The organism is Streptomyces sp. CA-251387, assembly GCF_050936625.1.
Classification (GTDB): Bacteria; Actinomycetota; Actinomycetes; order Streptomycetales; family Streptomycetaceae; genus Streptomyces.
In genome coordinates this window covers 4,006,342-4,021,508 of sequence record NZ_JBNJMJ010000001.1, presented here as the reverse complement: position 1 = coordinate 4,021,508, position 15,167 = coordinate 4,006,342, and the positions used below count along the sequence as shown (strand labels likewise).

The window sequence follows — 15,167 nt, the reverse complement described above, 5'->3', positions numbered from 1 at the left end:
GAGGATGGAAACGTGACAGGAACCCTTGTTTTGGCAGGCACCCCCATCGGCGACATCAAGGACGCCCCGCCCCGGCTCGCCGAGGAGCTGGCCGGCGCGGACGTGGTCGCCGCCGAGGACACCCGGCGGCTGCGGCGGCTCACCCAGGCGCTGGGCGTACAGCCGGCCGGGCGGGTCGTGTCGTACTTCGAGGGCAACGAGTCGGCGCGTACGCCCGAACTGGTCGAGGCCCTCCTGGAGGGCTCGCGTGTGCTGCTGGTGACCGACGCGGGGATGCCGTCGGTGTCCGACCCCGGGTACCGGCTGGTCGCGGCGGCGGTGGAGAAGGACATCCGCGTCACCGCCGTACCCGGGCCGTCCGCCGTGCTCACCGCGCTCGCGCTGTCCGGGCTGCCGGTGGACCGGTTCTGCTTCGAGGGGTTCCTGCCGCGCAAGGCGGGGGAGCGGCTGTCGCGGCTGCGGGAGGTGGCCGGGGAGCGGCGCACGCTCGTCTACTTCGAGGCGCCGCACCGGCTCGACGACACGCTCGCCGCGATGGCCGAGGTGTTCGGCGGCGAGCGGCGGGCCGCTGTGTGCCGGGAGCTGACCAAGACGTACGAGGAGGTCAAGCGGGGCGGGCTGGGGGAGCTCGCGGCCTGGGCCGCTCAGGGCGTGCGCGGGGAGATCACCGTCGTGGTCGAGGGGGCTCCGGAGAAGGGGGCCGAGGAGGTCGACGCCGGGGAACTCGTGCGGCGCGTTCGCGTGCGTGAAGAGGCGGGGGAGCGGCGCAAGGAGGCCATCGCGGCGGTGGCCGCCGAGGCCGGGGTGCCCAAGAGGGAGGTCTTCGACGCGGTCGTGGCGGCGAAGAACGCGGGGGCGTGAAACGCCGTGTGAGCAGGGCGTATCTCGAATGAGCGCGCGCCCCATGCGGGGGTAAAGGACCCGGGCCTTTCGGCAAGGAACGCCCAAGTCGCCCCCAATACTGGGCAGATGACGTGCGTTCGCTCCTGCCGAGGAGTCCACTGGACGAAGGGACGCAACCCGTTCCACCAGCGGACCACAGGAGCTGGCATGAGCGAGATCGCACAGCAGACCACGGGCCTTCGCAGCGCCGCGACCGCCGTCGTCCACGAGTCGTACTCCTTCGCCTGCATGCGATGCGGGCACGGCTGGGAGCAGTCGTACGAGATAGAGCATCACATCCACGGTGACGGCCACGAGTTCGTGATGTACGTCGCGAACGGCCAGGTCGTGCCGTCGCCGCTGAGCCGGCCCACGTGCGAGAACTGCGACAACCACGTCGTACGGATCATGCGGCCCGGGCAGGTGTCCTCCGTGCAGAACTCCCTGCACGGCCCTCGCCCGATCCCCCGGCAGGTGGAGCCGAAGCCGGAGTCGGCGGCGGGCGAGCCGGACCACCACTGGCACCTGTCCGATCTCCTGCACGTCTTCCACCGCAAGGCGAGCTGAGCGTCGGCCGAGCGGTCGGGCCGAGCGCCGACGGAGCGGGCGTGCCCCTTTCGTAGGATCGGGGCATGCCTTCCAACGCCTCCGACAAGCACGCGGCCCCGCCCCTCCCGGAACCGCTCCGGGTGCCGGTCGCCGACTCCCACACCCACCTCGACATGCAGTCCGGCACGGTGGAGGAGGGCCTGGCGAAGGCGGCGTCGGTGGGTGTGACGACGGTCGTGCAGGTGGGCTGTGACGTACGGGGCTCGCAGTGGGCCGCCGAGACGGCGGCGCGGTACGACGCCGTGCACGCGACCGTCGCCCTGCACCCGAACGAGGCTCCGCGCATCGTGCACGGGGACCCCGACGGCTGGTCGCGGCAGGGGGCGCGCGAGCCCGGGGGCGCGCGGGCGCTCGACGAGGCGCTCGCCGAGATCGACCGCCTGGCCGCGCTCCCTCAGGTGAAGGGCGTCGGCGAGACCGGCCTCGACTACTTCCGCACCGGGCCCGAGGGCAAGGAGGCGCAGGAGGCGTCCTTCCGCGCCCACATCGAGATCGCCAAGCGGCACGGCAAGGCCCTGGTCATCCACGACCGCGAGGCCCATGCGGATGTGCTGCGGGTGCTGAAGGAGGAGGGCGCCCCCGAGCGGACGGTGTTCCACTGCTACTCGGGCGACGCCGAGATGGCCCAGGTGTGCGCCCGGGCCGGCTACTACATGTCCTTCGCCGGCAACGTCACCTTCAAGAACGCCCAGAATCTGCGGGACGCGGTGGCGGTGGCCCCGCTGGAGCTGCTCCTCGTGGAGACCGACGCGCCCTTCCTCACGCCGGCGCCGTACCGCGGACGGCCCAACGCTCCGTATCTCATTCCGATCACGGTGCGCGCCATGGCGGCCGTTCGGGGGATCGACGAGGACGTGCTGGCGGCGGCCCTGGGCTCGAACACGGCACATGCCTTCGGCTACTGACCGATAACCGCCGGATAACGCTCGCGCGGCTACGCGCCGTGCCCGATGGCAACGGTGCGTAGTCGAGTCGCTTTGGAGAGTCACCACCCCTCCGCTAGGTTCTGGGGCTCCGATCCGGACTCCTCCGCTGGAGCGTGTCGTCGTGAGCAACGCGCAGTTCGAGACGTATGGCCCGAGCCCGGCCCACGAGCCCCCGGCGTACGGCGGCTTCGACCCGTACAGCGCTCAGACGCTGGCGTATGGGGTGCACGGGGTACATGGGGCGCTGGGGGTACACGGGGCGCAGGGGGCGTACGGGATGCGTACGAGTACGGACACGTACGTCCCCGCGTACCAGGCGCACGACGCCTACGCCGCCTACGAGCCCTACGGGTACGGGTCGTATGGGTCGTATGGGTCGTCCGGAACCCATGGAGGCTCTGAGGCAAGCAGGGACCGTGAGGACACGTACCGGCCCGCGTACGAGGAGGTGTCCGAGGCGGCGGCGCACACACCCGTCGTGCGCCCGAGGAGCGGCCGGCGGGCCGCGCACCGGCGCAGGGCGCGCGCCGCCGAGCGGGGGGACGGAACCATGCGCCGGCTGGTGCCGCAGGCGCTGGTCGTCGCGTTCCTCGCGGGCGGGACGACCGCCTTCGTCGCCAAGGACAAGGCGGTCGAGCTGAGCGTCGACGGCAAGTCGCGCACCCTGCACACCTTCGCGGACGACGTCACCGAACTGCTGGCCGAGGAGGGCGTGGAGGTGGGGGCGCACGACGTGGTCGCGCCCGGGCGCGATGCGGCCCTCTCCAGCGGTGACGAGGTCGCGGTGCGCTACGGGCGGCCCGTGCGGCTCACGATCGACGGTCAGCATCGGGAGGTGTGGACGACGGCGCACACCGTGGAGGCGGCCCTCCGACAGTTGGGGGTGCGCGCAGAGGGGGCGTATCTGTCGACCTCGCGCTCCCGGCGCATCGGGCGCGAGGGGCTTGCGCTGGATGTGCGCACCGAGCGCACGGTGACGATCATGGCGGACGGCCTGGCGCGCACCATCCGCACGAACGCGGCTACCGTGCGCGAGGTCGTGGAGCAGGCCGGCATCATCCTGCGCGGCCAGGACACCACGTCCGTCCCGCTCGAGACCTTTCCGCGCGACGGGCAGACGGTCACGGTCCTGCGGATCACCGGCCGGAAGGAGATCCGCGACGAGGCGATCGCGTTCGCCGTGGAACGCGTCGAGGATCCGTCGGTCTTCCGGGGCACGGAGATCGTCGAGCGGGCCGGGGTACCGGGCCTGCGACGCGTGACGTACTCCCTCCGCACGGTCAACGGCGTCAAGCAGAAGCCGCGGAAGATCAAGTCCGAGGTGGTGCGGGAGCCGCGGACGCAGATCGTGAAGGTGGGGACGAAGCCGTTGCCGACGTCCGTGCGCGGTGCGGATCACCTGAACTGGCGGGGGCTCGCGGCGTGCGAGTCCGGCGGGCGGCCGGACGCGGTGGATTCTTCGGGGACGTATGGGGGGCTGTACCAGTTCGACACGGAGACCTGGCAGAGCCTCGGGGGGAAGGGGCGGCCGCAGGACGCTCCGGCCGCGGAACAGACGATGCGGGCGAAGCGGCTGTTCGTGCGGCAGGGGGCCAGCCCTTGGCCGCATTGCGGGGCGCGGTTGCGGGGGTGACGCGGGAGTGATGCGGGGGGGGGCGACGCGGGGGTGAGGCCCAGCCGCGGGTGCCCGGCCCTCACGGCCGAGGCCGGCTGCACCGACGCCATCCCCCGGCCCCGTACCCTTGTCGGGTGAGCAGCCCCACCCCCGACGCCCTCCTGGGCCCCGCCGACGTCCGTGAACTGGCGGCAGCCCTCGGCGTGCGCCCCACCAAACAGCGCGGCCAGAACTTCGTGATCGACGCGAACACGGTCCGCCGTATCGTCCGCACCGCGGAGGTCCGCCCCGACGACGTGGTGGTCGAGGTGGGCCCGGGGCTCGGCTCCCTCACCCTCGCCCTGCTGGAGGTCGCCGACCGCGTCACCGCCGTCGAGATCGACGACGTACTGGCCGCCGCGCTCCCCACCACCATCGCCGCCCGCATGCCGGAGCGCGCCGACCGTTTCGCGCTGGTGCACTCCGACGCGATGCACGTCATGGAGCTGCCGGGCCCGCCGCCCACCGCCCTGGTCGCCAACCTCCCCTATAACGTGGCCGTCCCGGTCCTCCTCCACATGCTGGAGACCTTCCCGAGCATCGAACGCACCCTCGTCATGGTGCAGTCGGAGGTCGCCGACCGCCTGGCCGCGGGACCCGGCTCCAAGGTGTACGGCGTGCCGTCCGTGAAGGCCAACTGGTACGCCGAGGTCAAGCGGGCCGGTGCCATCGGGCGCAACGTCTTCTGGCCGGCGCCGAACGTCGACAGCGGGCTGGTGTCCCTGACCCGGCGCGCCGAGCCGCTCAAGACCACCGCCTCCAGGCGCGAGGTCTTCGCCGTCATCGACGCGGCCTTCGCCCAGCGCCGCAAGACGCTGCGGGCGGCGCTCGCCGGCTGGGCGGGCTCCGCGGCGTCCGCCGAGGCGGCGCTCGTCGCGGCCGGGGTCTCGCCGCAGGCGCGCGGAGAGGCCCTGACGGTAGAGGAGTTCGCGCGCATCGCGGAGCACAAGGCGGAGCACGAGCAGGACGGCAGGGACAGGGAACAGGACGGCAGGGACAGGGAACAGGACCGCGGGGACAGGCAAGAGGAAGAAGGCAAGGAGCCGGGTCAGCAGTGAGTGTCACCGTTCGCGTCCCCGCCAAGGTCAATGTCCAGCTCGCGGTCGGCGCCGCCCGCCCCGACGGGTTCCACGACCTGGCCAACGTCTTCCTGGCCGTAGGCCTGTACGACGAGGTCACCGTGACCCCGGCCGACGAACTCCGCATCACCTGCGAGGGCCCGGACGCCCACCAGGTTCCCCTGGACCGTACGAACCTGGCGGCTCGCGCGGCCCTCGTCCTGGCCGACCGCTACGGCCTCGACCCCGCGGTCCACCTCCACATCGCCAAGGACATCCCCGTCGCCGGCGGCATGGCGGGCGGCAGCGCGGACGGCGCGGGCGCGCTGCTCGCCTGCGACGCACTGTGGGGCACGCACGCCTCCCGCGAGGAACTCCTCGACATCTGCGCCGAGTTGGGCAGCGACGTGCCGTTCAGCCTGGTCGGCGGGGCGGCCCTCGGCACCGGGCGCGGCGAGAAGCTCCGGACGCTCGATGTGGGCGGCACCTTCCACTGGGTGTTCGCGATGGCCGACCGCGGACTGTCGACGCCCGCCGTCTTCCGTGAGTTCGACCGGCTCGGCGAGGGCACGGACATCCCTGAGCCCGTCGCCTCCGAGCCGCTCCTCGACGCCCTCGCCAAGGGCGACCCCGACGCCCTCGCCGCCGCCGTCTCCAACGACCTGCAGCCCGCCGCCCTCTCCCTCTTCCCCCAGCTCGCCGACACCCTCGCCGCGGGCCGCGCCGCCGGCGCCATGACCGGCCTGGTCTCGGGGTCCGGCCCGACCACGGCGTTCCTCGCGCGGGATGCCGAGTCGGCGGAGAAGGTGGCCGCGGGACTGCGTGCCTCCGGCACCTGCCGTGACGTACGGAGGACTTCGGGGCCGGCGCCCGGCGCGACGGTCATCGGCTAGCGCCTGTCCGCCTGACCGGCCTCGACCGGCCTCCCTCTGCTCTTGACCGCGGGACCTTCGGGGGGCAAGGTGGGGCGTATACGACGTAAGCGTACAAGAGTCACTGACGATGCATGCTTACGTCCCAGGCACCCAGGCTTCGAACCTCTCGTAAGGCGCACCGAGGAGAGGGCCGCGATGAGCGCACCGGACATCCCTGTTTCTCCGCCTTCGGGCGGGCGGAAGTGGTCGGGCGACGGCCCGGTGAAGCTCTCCATCCTGATGGCGGCGTACAACGAGGAAAGGACGATCACCGCAGCGATCGATTCGGTGCTCGCCCATGAGTATCCGTGCGAAATGGAACTGATCGTCGTCGACGACGGCAGCAGTGACCGCACCCCGCTCCTGCTGGCCCAGCAGGCGAATCCCGTGGTGATCACGCACAGGCACCCCCACAACCTCGGCAAAGGCGCTGCCCTGCTCACGGCCGGGGGACTGGCCACCGGAACGCACATCCTTCCGTTCGACGCCGACTTGGAATATTCGCCGGACGACATTCCGCGGCTTCTGCAGCCCGTCCTCCAAGGACGCTGCGACGTCGTCTACGGGGCGCGTCTGTTCGGACAGAACACGGTCTACCAGTCGTACCGGTACGCCCTTGGAAACGAGCTGATGACGCTCGCGGCGAATGTGCTCTTCGACGCCCACCTGGCCGATCTGCACACCTGTCTGAAGCTGATTCCGTTGTCCCTCTTCCGCTCTCTGCACCTGCATTCGCGCGGCTTCGGGCTGGACACGGAAATCACCGCGTGTCTGCTCCGACTCGGCATCCGCCCGTTCGAGGTCCCCGTGAGCTACTACAGCCGGTCGCACGCCGACGGCAAGAAGATCAGTTGGCACGACGCCGTCGGCTGCTTCTGCATTCTGGGCAAGGTCCGCTTCATGCGGAGGGAGCGGGTCGGACCCGGCGGCTCGGCCCCGCGGGCACTGCCGCCCCGCATCCCCGGTGCCCGGGCCAGGCACGGCCTCACCGGCCGGTGGGCGGCAAGCCGGCATGACGTCCGCAGACCGTCCCAGCGTTGATCGTCGGGTTGCGATGGCTGAGTGAGCTCGGAAGGAGAAGCAGCATGAGCCCCTTCCTCGACAGCCTCAAGAAGCCGTCGCAGCAAGAAAGGGCGCCCCTTAGCCACGCGCGTCCGGACCGTCGGCGTCGCCGTCGTTACGCGGTCGTGGTGCTGCTCATCCTGATCGTCGGCGTGGTGGGCGTCCTGGTGACCCCGGCCGCACGCCGTGAGCTGCGCGAATCGTTCACACGGGTGCCGAGCTCCTATACCGAGCTGTACTTCACGAGTGCGCCGGTCGTGGACAACGCCCAAGTCCTCATCCCGGTATCGGTCGTGGGCCACGGTGACGGCAAGCAGAGGTATCGGCTGCGTGTGTGGCTCGAATCGTCCGGTGGTCGAACGACGGCGTCGACCACGACCACGCTCCCCGAGGGTGCCAACGGCCGGACGTCGACGATTGTGCGGCTTCCGCTGCGTCAGGGCGCTCAGGACCTCCATGTCGCGCTGCTCGACCACCCCCAGACGCTGCACTTCCGTCTGGGAGCCCACGGCTCCGAGCACCCCCAGGGCTCACCATGACCGCCGTCGCAACCCTGGCAGGGCGGGCGGCAGGACGCCGCGCGGTACTCGGCGGCACGGCGCTCGCCGCACTCGTCGAGCTCCTGCCCGGGGCTCCCATCGGGCTGCTGACGCTCGCCGGTCTCTGGCTCCTCCTCGGCGCACCGACGGTGCTGTGGTACGGCATCGCCTCCCGGGTGGTGTCGACCCGGGACGGCCGCGTGCTGCTCGCCGTCGGCCTCAGCATCATCACCGCCATCGTCGTCGCCCTGGTTGTGAACACCGTCCTGCCTCCCGTCGGTATCGGGCAACCGCTCGCCCGCGCGCCCCTCGCGGTCGCCTCCGCTCTGGCCGTCATCATCATCGCTGTCGCGGCAGATCCTCCGGCCGAGCGTAGGGCCGACGGCCTCGACCGGTGGCGCACGGGGCGTACCCAGGGCCTGCCCCCAGGCCTGGTCGCTGTGGCGGCTCTCGGCGCCGTCACACTCGTCCTGTCGGTCGCGGGTCCGATCCGGCTCAACAACCAGGCGGGCTCAGCCGTCAGCGTTGCCGCGATGGTCAGCGTCGCGTTGCTTCTCGCCCTCCTCATGTGGCGGCGTCGGCGTTACCCGTCCACCATCGTGGTCACGGGCCTGTTCTTCGCGGCGGCGGGACTTCTCCTTCTCACCTCTCTGCGCGGCTGGTACATCACCGGCCACGACATCCAGCACGAGTACGAGATCTTCCAGCTGACGGCCGTCGGAAACCGCTGGAACATGGCCGCCTACCGTGATTCGTACAACGCGTGCATGAGCATCACCCTGCTGCCGACGTCGCTGGTACGGCTGACGGGGATCTCCGGCGTCTATGTCTTCAAGGTCGTTCTGCCGCTGCTCTTCGCCCTCACACCGGCTCTGGTCTACCGCTCGGTGCGCAACGTGGCGCCTCAGCTCGTCGCGCTGTTGTCGGCCGTCTTCTTCATGATGTTCCCGACGTTCTTCACCGACATGGTGTTCATGGCACGCCAGGAGATCGCCTTCGTCCTGCTCGGATGCGCCATGGTGGTGGTGACCGACACCGGCCGCCCGATCCGCGGCCGACGGGTCGCGTTCACCGTGCTGGCCCTGGGGATCGTCCTCTCCCACTACTCGACCACCTACGTCATCGTGATGACCTTGGCGCTGGCGTTCGCCACCGACCTCGTGTGGCGGCTGTGCTCGCGCATGAGGAGCAGGACACCGCGAGAGGCCGTCAAGCGGGCCTTCGTCACATGGTGGATCCTGGTCGCAACAGCGGCGGCCGCGGTTGTCTGGACCGGTCCTGTCTCTCACACGGGCGGGCACCTGCAGGCGACAGTCAGCACGACTGTGCGTGATCTTCGAAGCGGGCAGGCGTGGAACCGGTCGTCCGATGTGTCGTACAGCCTCATCGGCGGGGCGCAGGTCAGTGCGGCTCAGCGACTGAATGAGTACCGCGCCCACACCGTGCAGCTGAGGGAGGCCACCAGGGCGGGTGGTGACTATCTACCGTGGAGCGTTGTCGACGCCTACCCCGTTTCGGTCGCAAAGGAGCAGGTCCAGCCGCTCACACCGGTCGGCCGTGCCCTCGAGGACACCGGTGTCGATGTGGAGGCGGCGAACGCCGGCTTCCGCACGTTTACCGCGGGACTGCTGCAGCTGCTGCTGTTCCTCGGTGTCGCGTCGACCCTGATGGCCCGGCGGAAGGCATTCCGCCCGACACGTGATCAGGTCACGTTGACTGTCGGGGCAGGCGTCGTAATCGGAATGCTCACCCTCCTGCCGCAGGCTTCCATCGACTATGGCGTGCTGCGTGCGTTCCAGCAGGGTTTGTTCATCTTCGCCCCGTTCGTCGCAGCCGGATTGGTGTGGGTCTGCCGGTGGGCCGGGCGGCGGCGGACGGCGCCGTTGGCGTGCGCGCTGTCGGTGGTGTTGTTTCTCGACCTTGCCGGTGCCGTGCCGAAACTGATCGGCGGCTATTCGCCGGTGCTGAGCCTCGATAACGCCGGCCCTTACTACGACAACTACTACATCCATCCTGAAGAGCGCAGGGCGTTCGAATGGCTGCTGGCCAGCGCGCCAGGACAGCCTGTCAACATCCAGTCGCAGGTTCAGTCGGATCGCCCCCCCTTCGATCGGTTGCAAATGCAGCTCCGCGGCCGTGCGGTGAACAGCATCTACCCGTCGCTCATAAGGAAGGACTCGTACGTCTTCCTTGGCTCCACGACGGTCCGCAAAGGCGAGGCATCGGTCTTCTACGGCGGCGACGGGGTGACGTATCGCTATCCGGCCGGCTTCTTGAATGCAACCAAGAACAAGGTCTACAGCAGTGACGGAGCGGAGATCTTCCGATGACTGCACCGACCAGGCAGTCACTGCGCGTACTGCTTGTCAGCCACTATTACCCACCGCATGTCGGGGGAATCGAGAACGTCGTACGCAACGAAGCCATCCACCTCACGCGCCTGGGGACCGAGGTCACTGTGCTGACCAGCGGGTCGCGCACAGAGGCACGTGATATACGGAGACCACGCGACGATGTTGACGCCGCCGGTGTGCGCGTCGTGCGCATCCCGGCCTGGAACGGCGTCGAGACCCGTGCGAGCGTCCCGTTCCCGATACTCTCGCCGCGGCTGTTGCCGGCGGTCCTGCGCTGGGCACGCTGGGCCGACGTCGTACATGCGCATGACTGCCTCTACATGACATCGTGGGCCGCGGGACTCGCCGCAGTGCTCACGCATACGCCCCTAGTCCTCACGCAGCATGTTGCCCTCGTGGAGCACCCCTCTGCGCTCGTTCGATGGACACAACGTGTGGTCTACGCAGCGGCAGGACAACCCCTCCTGCGACGTGCCGTTCGAGTTCTTGTTGTCAACGCCTCTGTAGCGGCCTTCACTCTCGCGCACGGCGCGCGTCCTCAGAACGTTCACCACCTCGCGAACGGCGTGGACACGGCGGCGTTCCATCCAGCGCGATCCAGCCAAGAGCGTAGGTGCGCGCGAGAGCGCTTCTCTTTGCCGCAGAACCGTGTGCTGGTCCTCTTCGTCGGTCGGCTGGTCCCCAAGAAGGGTTGCGACCTCCTCCTCGCGGCCGCCGACCCTGCCTACGACCTCGTCTTCGTCGGTGAGGGCAAGGAGGGTCTCCTGGTGGGACAGAGGCCTGGTGTGCATCGCCTTGGCGCCTTGCCACCGGACGCGGTGGCCGAGGTGTATCGCGCCTGTGATGTCTTTGCGCTGCCGTCGACCACCGAGGGCTTCCCGCTGACCGTCCAGGAAGCCATGGCATCCGGGTTGCCGATCGTCACGACCGACGCCCCCGGTTATGCACCGTACAAGCTCGACCGCGCGCACGTCACGCTTCTGCCGCGCGATGTAGGCATGCTCCGCGAAGCGTTGGCGTCACTCGCCGGCGATGCGAAAAGGCGCGAGAGAATGGGCCGATACTCGCGTCGACACGCTGTAACCAGCTTCGCTTGGGGGGAGCATGTGCAAACTCTCCTCCGGTTCTACAGTGACGTCCTTCGCACAGCTGCGGGTGACCAGGGTGACGGGAGTCAACCGGTCGAGTGCCCGGGTGCCGGTCCTGTCCGGAGGCCCTGATGACCCCACGTACGGTTCTGTTTGCTGCGCCGTACTTCAGCGCGAATCTCGGCACTGTAGAGCGGTATGTGTGGCATCTTGCACGGTTGCTGCAGTCCAGGCACGGACACCGGGTGGTGGTCGCCACGCCCGCGGCTCGGGGAACCGAGGCGGGGAGATTCGATGGCCCGGAGGGCATTCCGGTGTACCGGATCGCGGCGCCGGTGAGGGCCTCGCATACGCCGCTGGGCCTGCATTGGCGGCGCAGTCTTCGCAGCATCGTCGAGGAAGAGCAGATAGAACTCGTCAATGGGCATGCGCCAGCGCCGCTGTTCGCCGATGCCGCGGCACGAGCTTGTGGCGATGTGCCTTTCGTGCTGACCTGTCACGCGGGGCGGATGCACAAGGGCCGGCTGTTCCCAGACGTGTTTTGCGCGGGGTATGAGCGCAGGGTGCTGGCCAGGACGGTGCGTCGCGCACACGAGGTTGTGTGCTCGTCCTACTCCCTCGCTGCTGAGCTGCCTCACCTCTTTTCGGGACGCTCGACGATGATCTCGCCCGGTGTCGACCTGAGGCGCTTCACCATGAGCCCGGTGCCGCAGGCGCCGCGGATCGTCTTCTCCGCGTCGCTGGAGCCTGCCCCAGCCGGGAGTGGACTGCCCACTCTGCTGCGGGCGGTCCGTGCACTGACCAGAACGGTTCCGGATGTGCAACTCGAGGTGGTGGGACCAGCATCATCGACGGCCGAGCAGGAGGCGCAGGTGCGGCGGCTGGGGCTCGACGGCCATGTGACCTTCACCAGGCGGCTGGAGTGGGACGAGCTGGCCGCGGTGTACCAGCGCGCGAGAGTAGTGGCCCTGCCCGCCTACGACGACTTTCCGAGCATGGTGGTGGAGGCGATGGCCTCTGGGCGTCCGGTCGTCAGCACTCCGGTCGCTGGAACGTCCTCACTCCTTGTACACGGCCGCAACGGGCTGCTCACAGCCCCGGGAGATGAGGCAGGGTTGGCAAAGGCACTCGGCTCGGTGCTTGGTGACGATGCCCTCGCCCAGCGTCTGGGCCAGGCGGGCCGCGAGCATGTGGTTCGCGAACTGACCTGGGAGCATCAGTCCGACCGTGCTGTCGAGGTTTTCGACCGTGCCGCCGACCGCAGTCGTGGCCCGGTGCGCACTGTTGCCGTCGTTGCGCCGTACTACCCGCCGCACGTCGGCGGCGCTGAGAATTACGCCGCTTTTGTCGCCCGTGCGGTTGCCGACGACCCGGCGATGCGGGCTGTCGTGATCACCTCTAACACGGCAGGGCTGAGCACGAGGGTCGGGGTCGACGACCATGACGTGCCGATCGTCCGGCTGGGGACGTGGACACAACGTTTGGTCAATGCGCCGCTGAGCCCGCTGTGGCCGCTGCAACTGCCTCGCTGGTTGCGTCGTTTCGCGGTAGACATCGTCAACGCCCACGGTCCGGTTCCGGGTCTCGGCGATCTGGCGGTCGTCGTGTCTGGACGGCGCCCGACTGTCATGACCTACCACTGCGGGACGATGGTCAAGGGCTGCAGGATCCGCGATCGGCTGCTCGGCTGGTATGAGCGGTACATCCTGCCTCGACTGTTCTCACGAGCCCGAGCGATCGTCGCCGTGTCACCGGTCTCGTTGGCCTTCGGCCGTCCAGGAGCCATCGAGATCACACCGGGTGTCGATGTGGAACGGTTCACGCCGGGTCCAGCGGCGTCGACGCGGCCACGCACCATCCTCTATGTGGGGCGGATGGACCGCGCGTCGTCGTGGAAGGGGATCGACGTCCTTCTCCGTGCGTTCGCGACCCTGGCCGATGTGCCCGATGCACGGCTGAAACTTGTGGGTGGCGGGAATGCCCTGCCCTCGTACGCCGCGCTGGCCGATCAACTCGGTATCGCCGGGCGGGTGGAATTCACTGGCAAGATCGTCGGGGACGCGTTGGTTGCGGCGGTGCAGAGTGCTGCCATGCTCGTGCTGCCGTCCCTGACGGAGGCGGAGTCCTTCGGCATGGTGCTGGCCGAGGCGATGGCTTGCGGCACGCCCGTGGTGGGGTCCGATGTAGGAGGGATCCCGCACGTCATCAAGCCGGGTGTTACGGGCCTGCTGGTTCCGCCGGGCGATGCCGACGCGCTGGCCGCGACCTGTCGGAGGCTGCTGTACGACGGTGCTCTTGCCGACCGCCTGGGCGCAGCCGGCCGACGATGTGCTGTCGAACACCACGCCTGGCCCATCCTGACTGATCGCTACCGTCAGCTGTTCCGGTCATTGCTCACCGAAAGCCGATCAGCTGAAACGGTCTGACACTTTGACGGCCCACCAAGGAACGGTCTTGGCAAGATGAAGATCTTCATGGGTAACCGCGCCGGGACCGCACCGGCCGCACGAGACACTGGCGCGGCGCGGGCGCATGTGCGTGAGCTGCTGCGGGAGTGCCGTCGTCATGGTCCTGCGGAGGTCTTCGACCGTCGGGCCGAGCGCTGCCGGATACGGACCGTCGCGGTTGTCGTGCCCTATTACGCACCACACGTCGGCGGCGCCGAGAGTTATGCCGCGCGTATCGCCCACGCGGTTGCCGACGATCCCATGCTGCGGGCAGTGGTCATCACGACAAACCTGACTGGCGGGCGTACCGAGGTTGGGGGCGAAGGTGACGTGCTGATCGTCCGGCTCGGTAGTTGGGCACGCGTGTCCAACACGCCGGTCAGTCCGCTGTGGCCGCTGCAAGTGCGCCGTTGGCTGCGCCGTCTTGATGTCGACATTGTCAATGCTCATGCCCCGGTGCCCGGCCTGGGTGACGTGGCAGTCGCCGTGTCGGGGCGTCGCCCGACCGTTGTCACCTACCACGCTGGATCGATGATCAAGGGACGCCCGTGCCACGACCGTCTTCTCGGCTGGTACGAGCGGTACTTCCTGCCCCGAATGTTCTCGCGGGCCAGTGCGCTTGTCGCCGTCTCGCCTACTTCGCTGGCGTCCGGCCGTCCGGGGACTATCGAGATCACGCCGGGTGTCGATGTGGAACGGTTCACGCCGGGTCCAGCGGCGTCGACGCGGCCACGCACCATCGTCTATGTGGGGCGGATGGACCGCACGTCGTCGTGGAAGGGTGTCGAAGTCCTACTCAGGGGGTTCACGGCGCTGGCTGATATGCCTGAAGTAGGGCTGAAACTCGTTGGCGGTGGGGATGCCCTCCCCGATCACCTGTCGCTGGCCCGGCAGCTCGGTATCGGCGACCGTGTGGAGTTCACCGGCGAGCTCGCCGGAGACGCGCTGGTCGCAGCGATGCAGAGGGCCGCCGTGCTCGTGCTGCCGTCCTTGACGGAGGCGGAGTGCCATCCGATGACGCTGATCGAAGCGATGGCTTGCGGCACGCCCGTGGTGGGGTCCGATGTGGGAGGGATCCCGTATGTCATGACGCCGGGTGTTACGGGGCTGCTGGTTCCGCCGGGCGATGCGGATGCGCTGGCTGCGACCTGTCGGCGGCTGCTGTACGACGGCGCTCTTGCCGACCGCCTGGGCGCGGCCGGGCGGCGGCGCGCGGTCGAACGCTACGCCTGGCCCGCCTTGACCGAGCGCTACGTCCAACTCTTCCGGTCGCTCCTTCCTGCGGCACCCGCCAGCCGCCAAGGACGAGCGTGACATTGGTGGGCGGCGGCGCAGGAGCAAAGGTCCTTTCCCTGGGCGGGCCCGACGCCGGAACGCGCGACAGGTGCACGCGATGACGACTCTTTTTTTGGCCCGTTTCTTTGGCCCGTCAAACCGGCCTCTTGACCATGCGGCAGAGTATTTCTAGTCTGCATGTATACATCGTAAATATACGGCGCAGCCAACCTCCGTAAGTGGCGCGCTGTTCATGCTCCACTCCCACGGCAGAAGTAGCCAGGGGCACGGAGCGGTTGGAACTCCTCCTGCCGATCATCTGTCAGGCCCACGGAAGGTGCCTCGATGATGGAGGGCGC

General features: G+C 69.1%; 12 protein-coding genes. All 12 read left to right on the top strand.

What is annotated here, in order from left to right:
* Nucleotides 1-12 precede the first annotated feature (12 nt).
* The 12 genes from rsmI to ACQEV2_RS17705 all read left to right on the top strand — a co-directional run bounded on the left by rsmI (nt 13) and on the right by ACQEV2_RS17705 (nt 14,847).
* Nucleotides 13-861 (top strand): 16S rRNA (cytidine(1402)-2'-O)-methyltransferase, encoded by an 849-nt coding sequence (rsmI, locus tag ACQEV2_RS17760; protein WP_433041867.1) that lies wholly within the window; start codon nt 13-15, stop codon nt 859-861.
* A gap of 189 nt (nt 862-1,050) precedes the next feature.
* Nucleotides 1,051-1,449 carry a hypothetical protein gene (locus tag ACQEV2_RS17755; RefSeq protein ID WP_433041864.1) on the top strand — a complete coding sequence of 133 codons (399 nt, stop codon included), beginning with the start codon at nt 1,051-1,053 and terminating at the stop codon, nt 1,447-1,449.
* A 65-nt stretch (nt 1,450-1,514) separates the two neighbouring features.
* Entirely contained in the window at nt 1,515-2,396 is an 882-nt protein-coding gene (locus ACQEV2_RS17750) for a TatD family hydrolase (protein ID WP_433041861.1), read from the top strand.
* A 142-nt stretch (nt 2,397-2,538) separates the two neighbouring features.
* A complete protein-coding gene (locus ACQEV2_RS17745) occupies nt 2,539-4,050 on the top strand; it encodes a ubiquitin-like domain-containing protein (protein ID WP_433041858.1) in 1,512 nt (503 codons plus the stop codon).
* Nucleotides 4,051-4,166: 116 nt separating this feature from the next.
* On the top strand, nt 4,167-5,129 hold the full coding sequence (gene rsmA, locus ACQEV2_RS17740) for a 16S rRNA (adenine(1518)-N(6)/adenine(1519)-N(6))-dimethyltransferase RsmA (protein ID WP_433041855.1): 963 nt from the start codon (nt 4,167-4,169) through the stop codon (nt 5,127-5,129).
* Complete coding sequence (locus ACQEV2_RS17735; protein ID WP_433041852.1) at nt 5,126-6,022, top strand: 4-(cytidine 5'-diphospho)-2-C-methyl-D-erythritol kinase; 897 nt, start codon at nt 5,126-5,128, stop codon at nt 6,020-6,022. The genes rsmA and ACQEV2_RS17735 overlap by 4 nt, the downstream gene beginning before the upstream one ends.
* Before the next feature lie 177 nt (nt 6,023-6,199).
* Entirely contained in the window at nt 6,200-7,084 is an 885-nt protein-coding gene (locus ACQEV2_RS17730; RefSeq protein WP_433041849.1) for a glycosyltransferase family 2 protein, read from the top strand.
* Between the two features lie 44 nt (nt 7,085-7,128).
* Entirely contained in the window at nt 7,129-7,644 is a 516-nt protein-coding gene (locus ACQEV2_RS17725; protein WP_433041846.1) for a hypothetical protein, read from the top strand.
* Nucleotides 7,641-9,974, top strand: coding sequence for a hypothetical protein (locus ACQEV2_RS17720; protein ID WP_433041843.1), 2,334 nt, complete (start codon nt 7,641-7,643; stop codon nt 9,972-9,974). Before ACQEV2_RS17725 ends, ACQEV2_RS17720 begins: the two co-directional genes overlap by 4 nt.
* Nucleotides 9,971-11,218, top strand: coding sequence for a glycosyltransferase family 4 protein (locus ACQEV2_RS17715; protein ID WP_433041840.1), 1,248 nt, complete (start codon nt 9,971-9,973; stop codon nt 11,216-11,218). Before ACQEV2_RS17720 ends, ACQEV2_RS17715 begins: the two co-directional genes overlap by 4 nt.
* Nucleotides 11,218-13,512, top strand: coding sequence for a glycosyltransferase family 4 protein (locus tag ACQEV2_RS17710; RefSeq protein ID WP_433041837.1), 2,295 nt, complete (start codon nt 11,218-11,220; stop codon nt 13,510-13,512). Before ACQEV2_RS17715 ends, ACQEV2_RS17710 begins: the two co-directional genes overlap by 1 nt.
* 36 nt (nt 13,513-13,548) lie before the next feature.
* A complete protein-coding gene (locus tag ACQEV2_RS17705) occupies nt 13,549-14,847 on the top strand; it encodes a glycosyltransferase family 4 protein (protein WP_433041834.1) in 1,299 nt (432 codons plus the stop codon).
* The last annotated feature ends 320 nt before the right edge of the window (nt 14,848-15,167 follow it).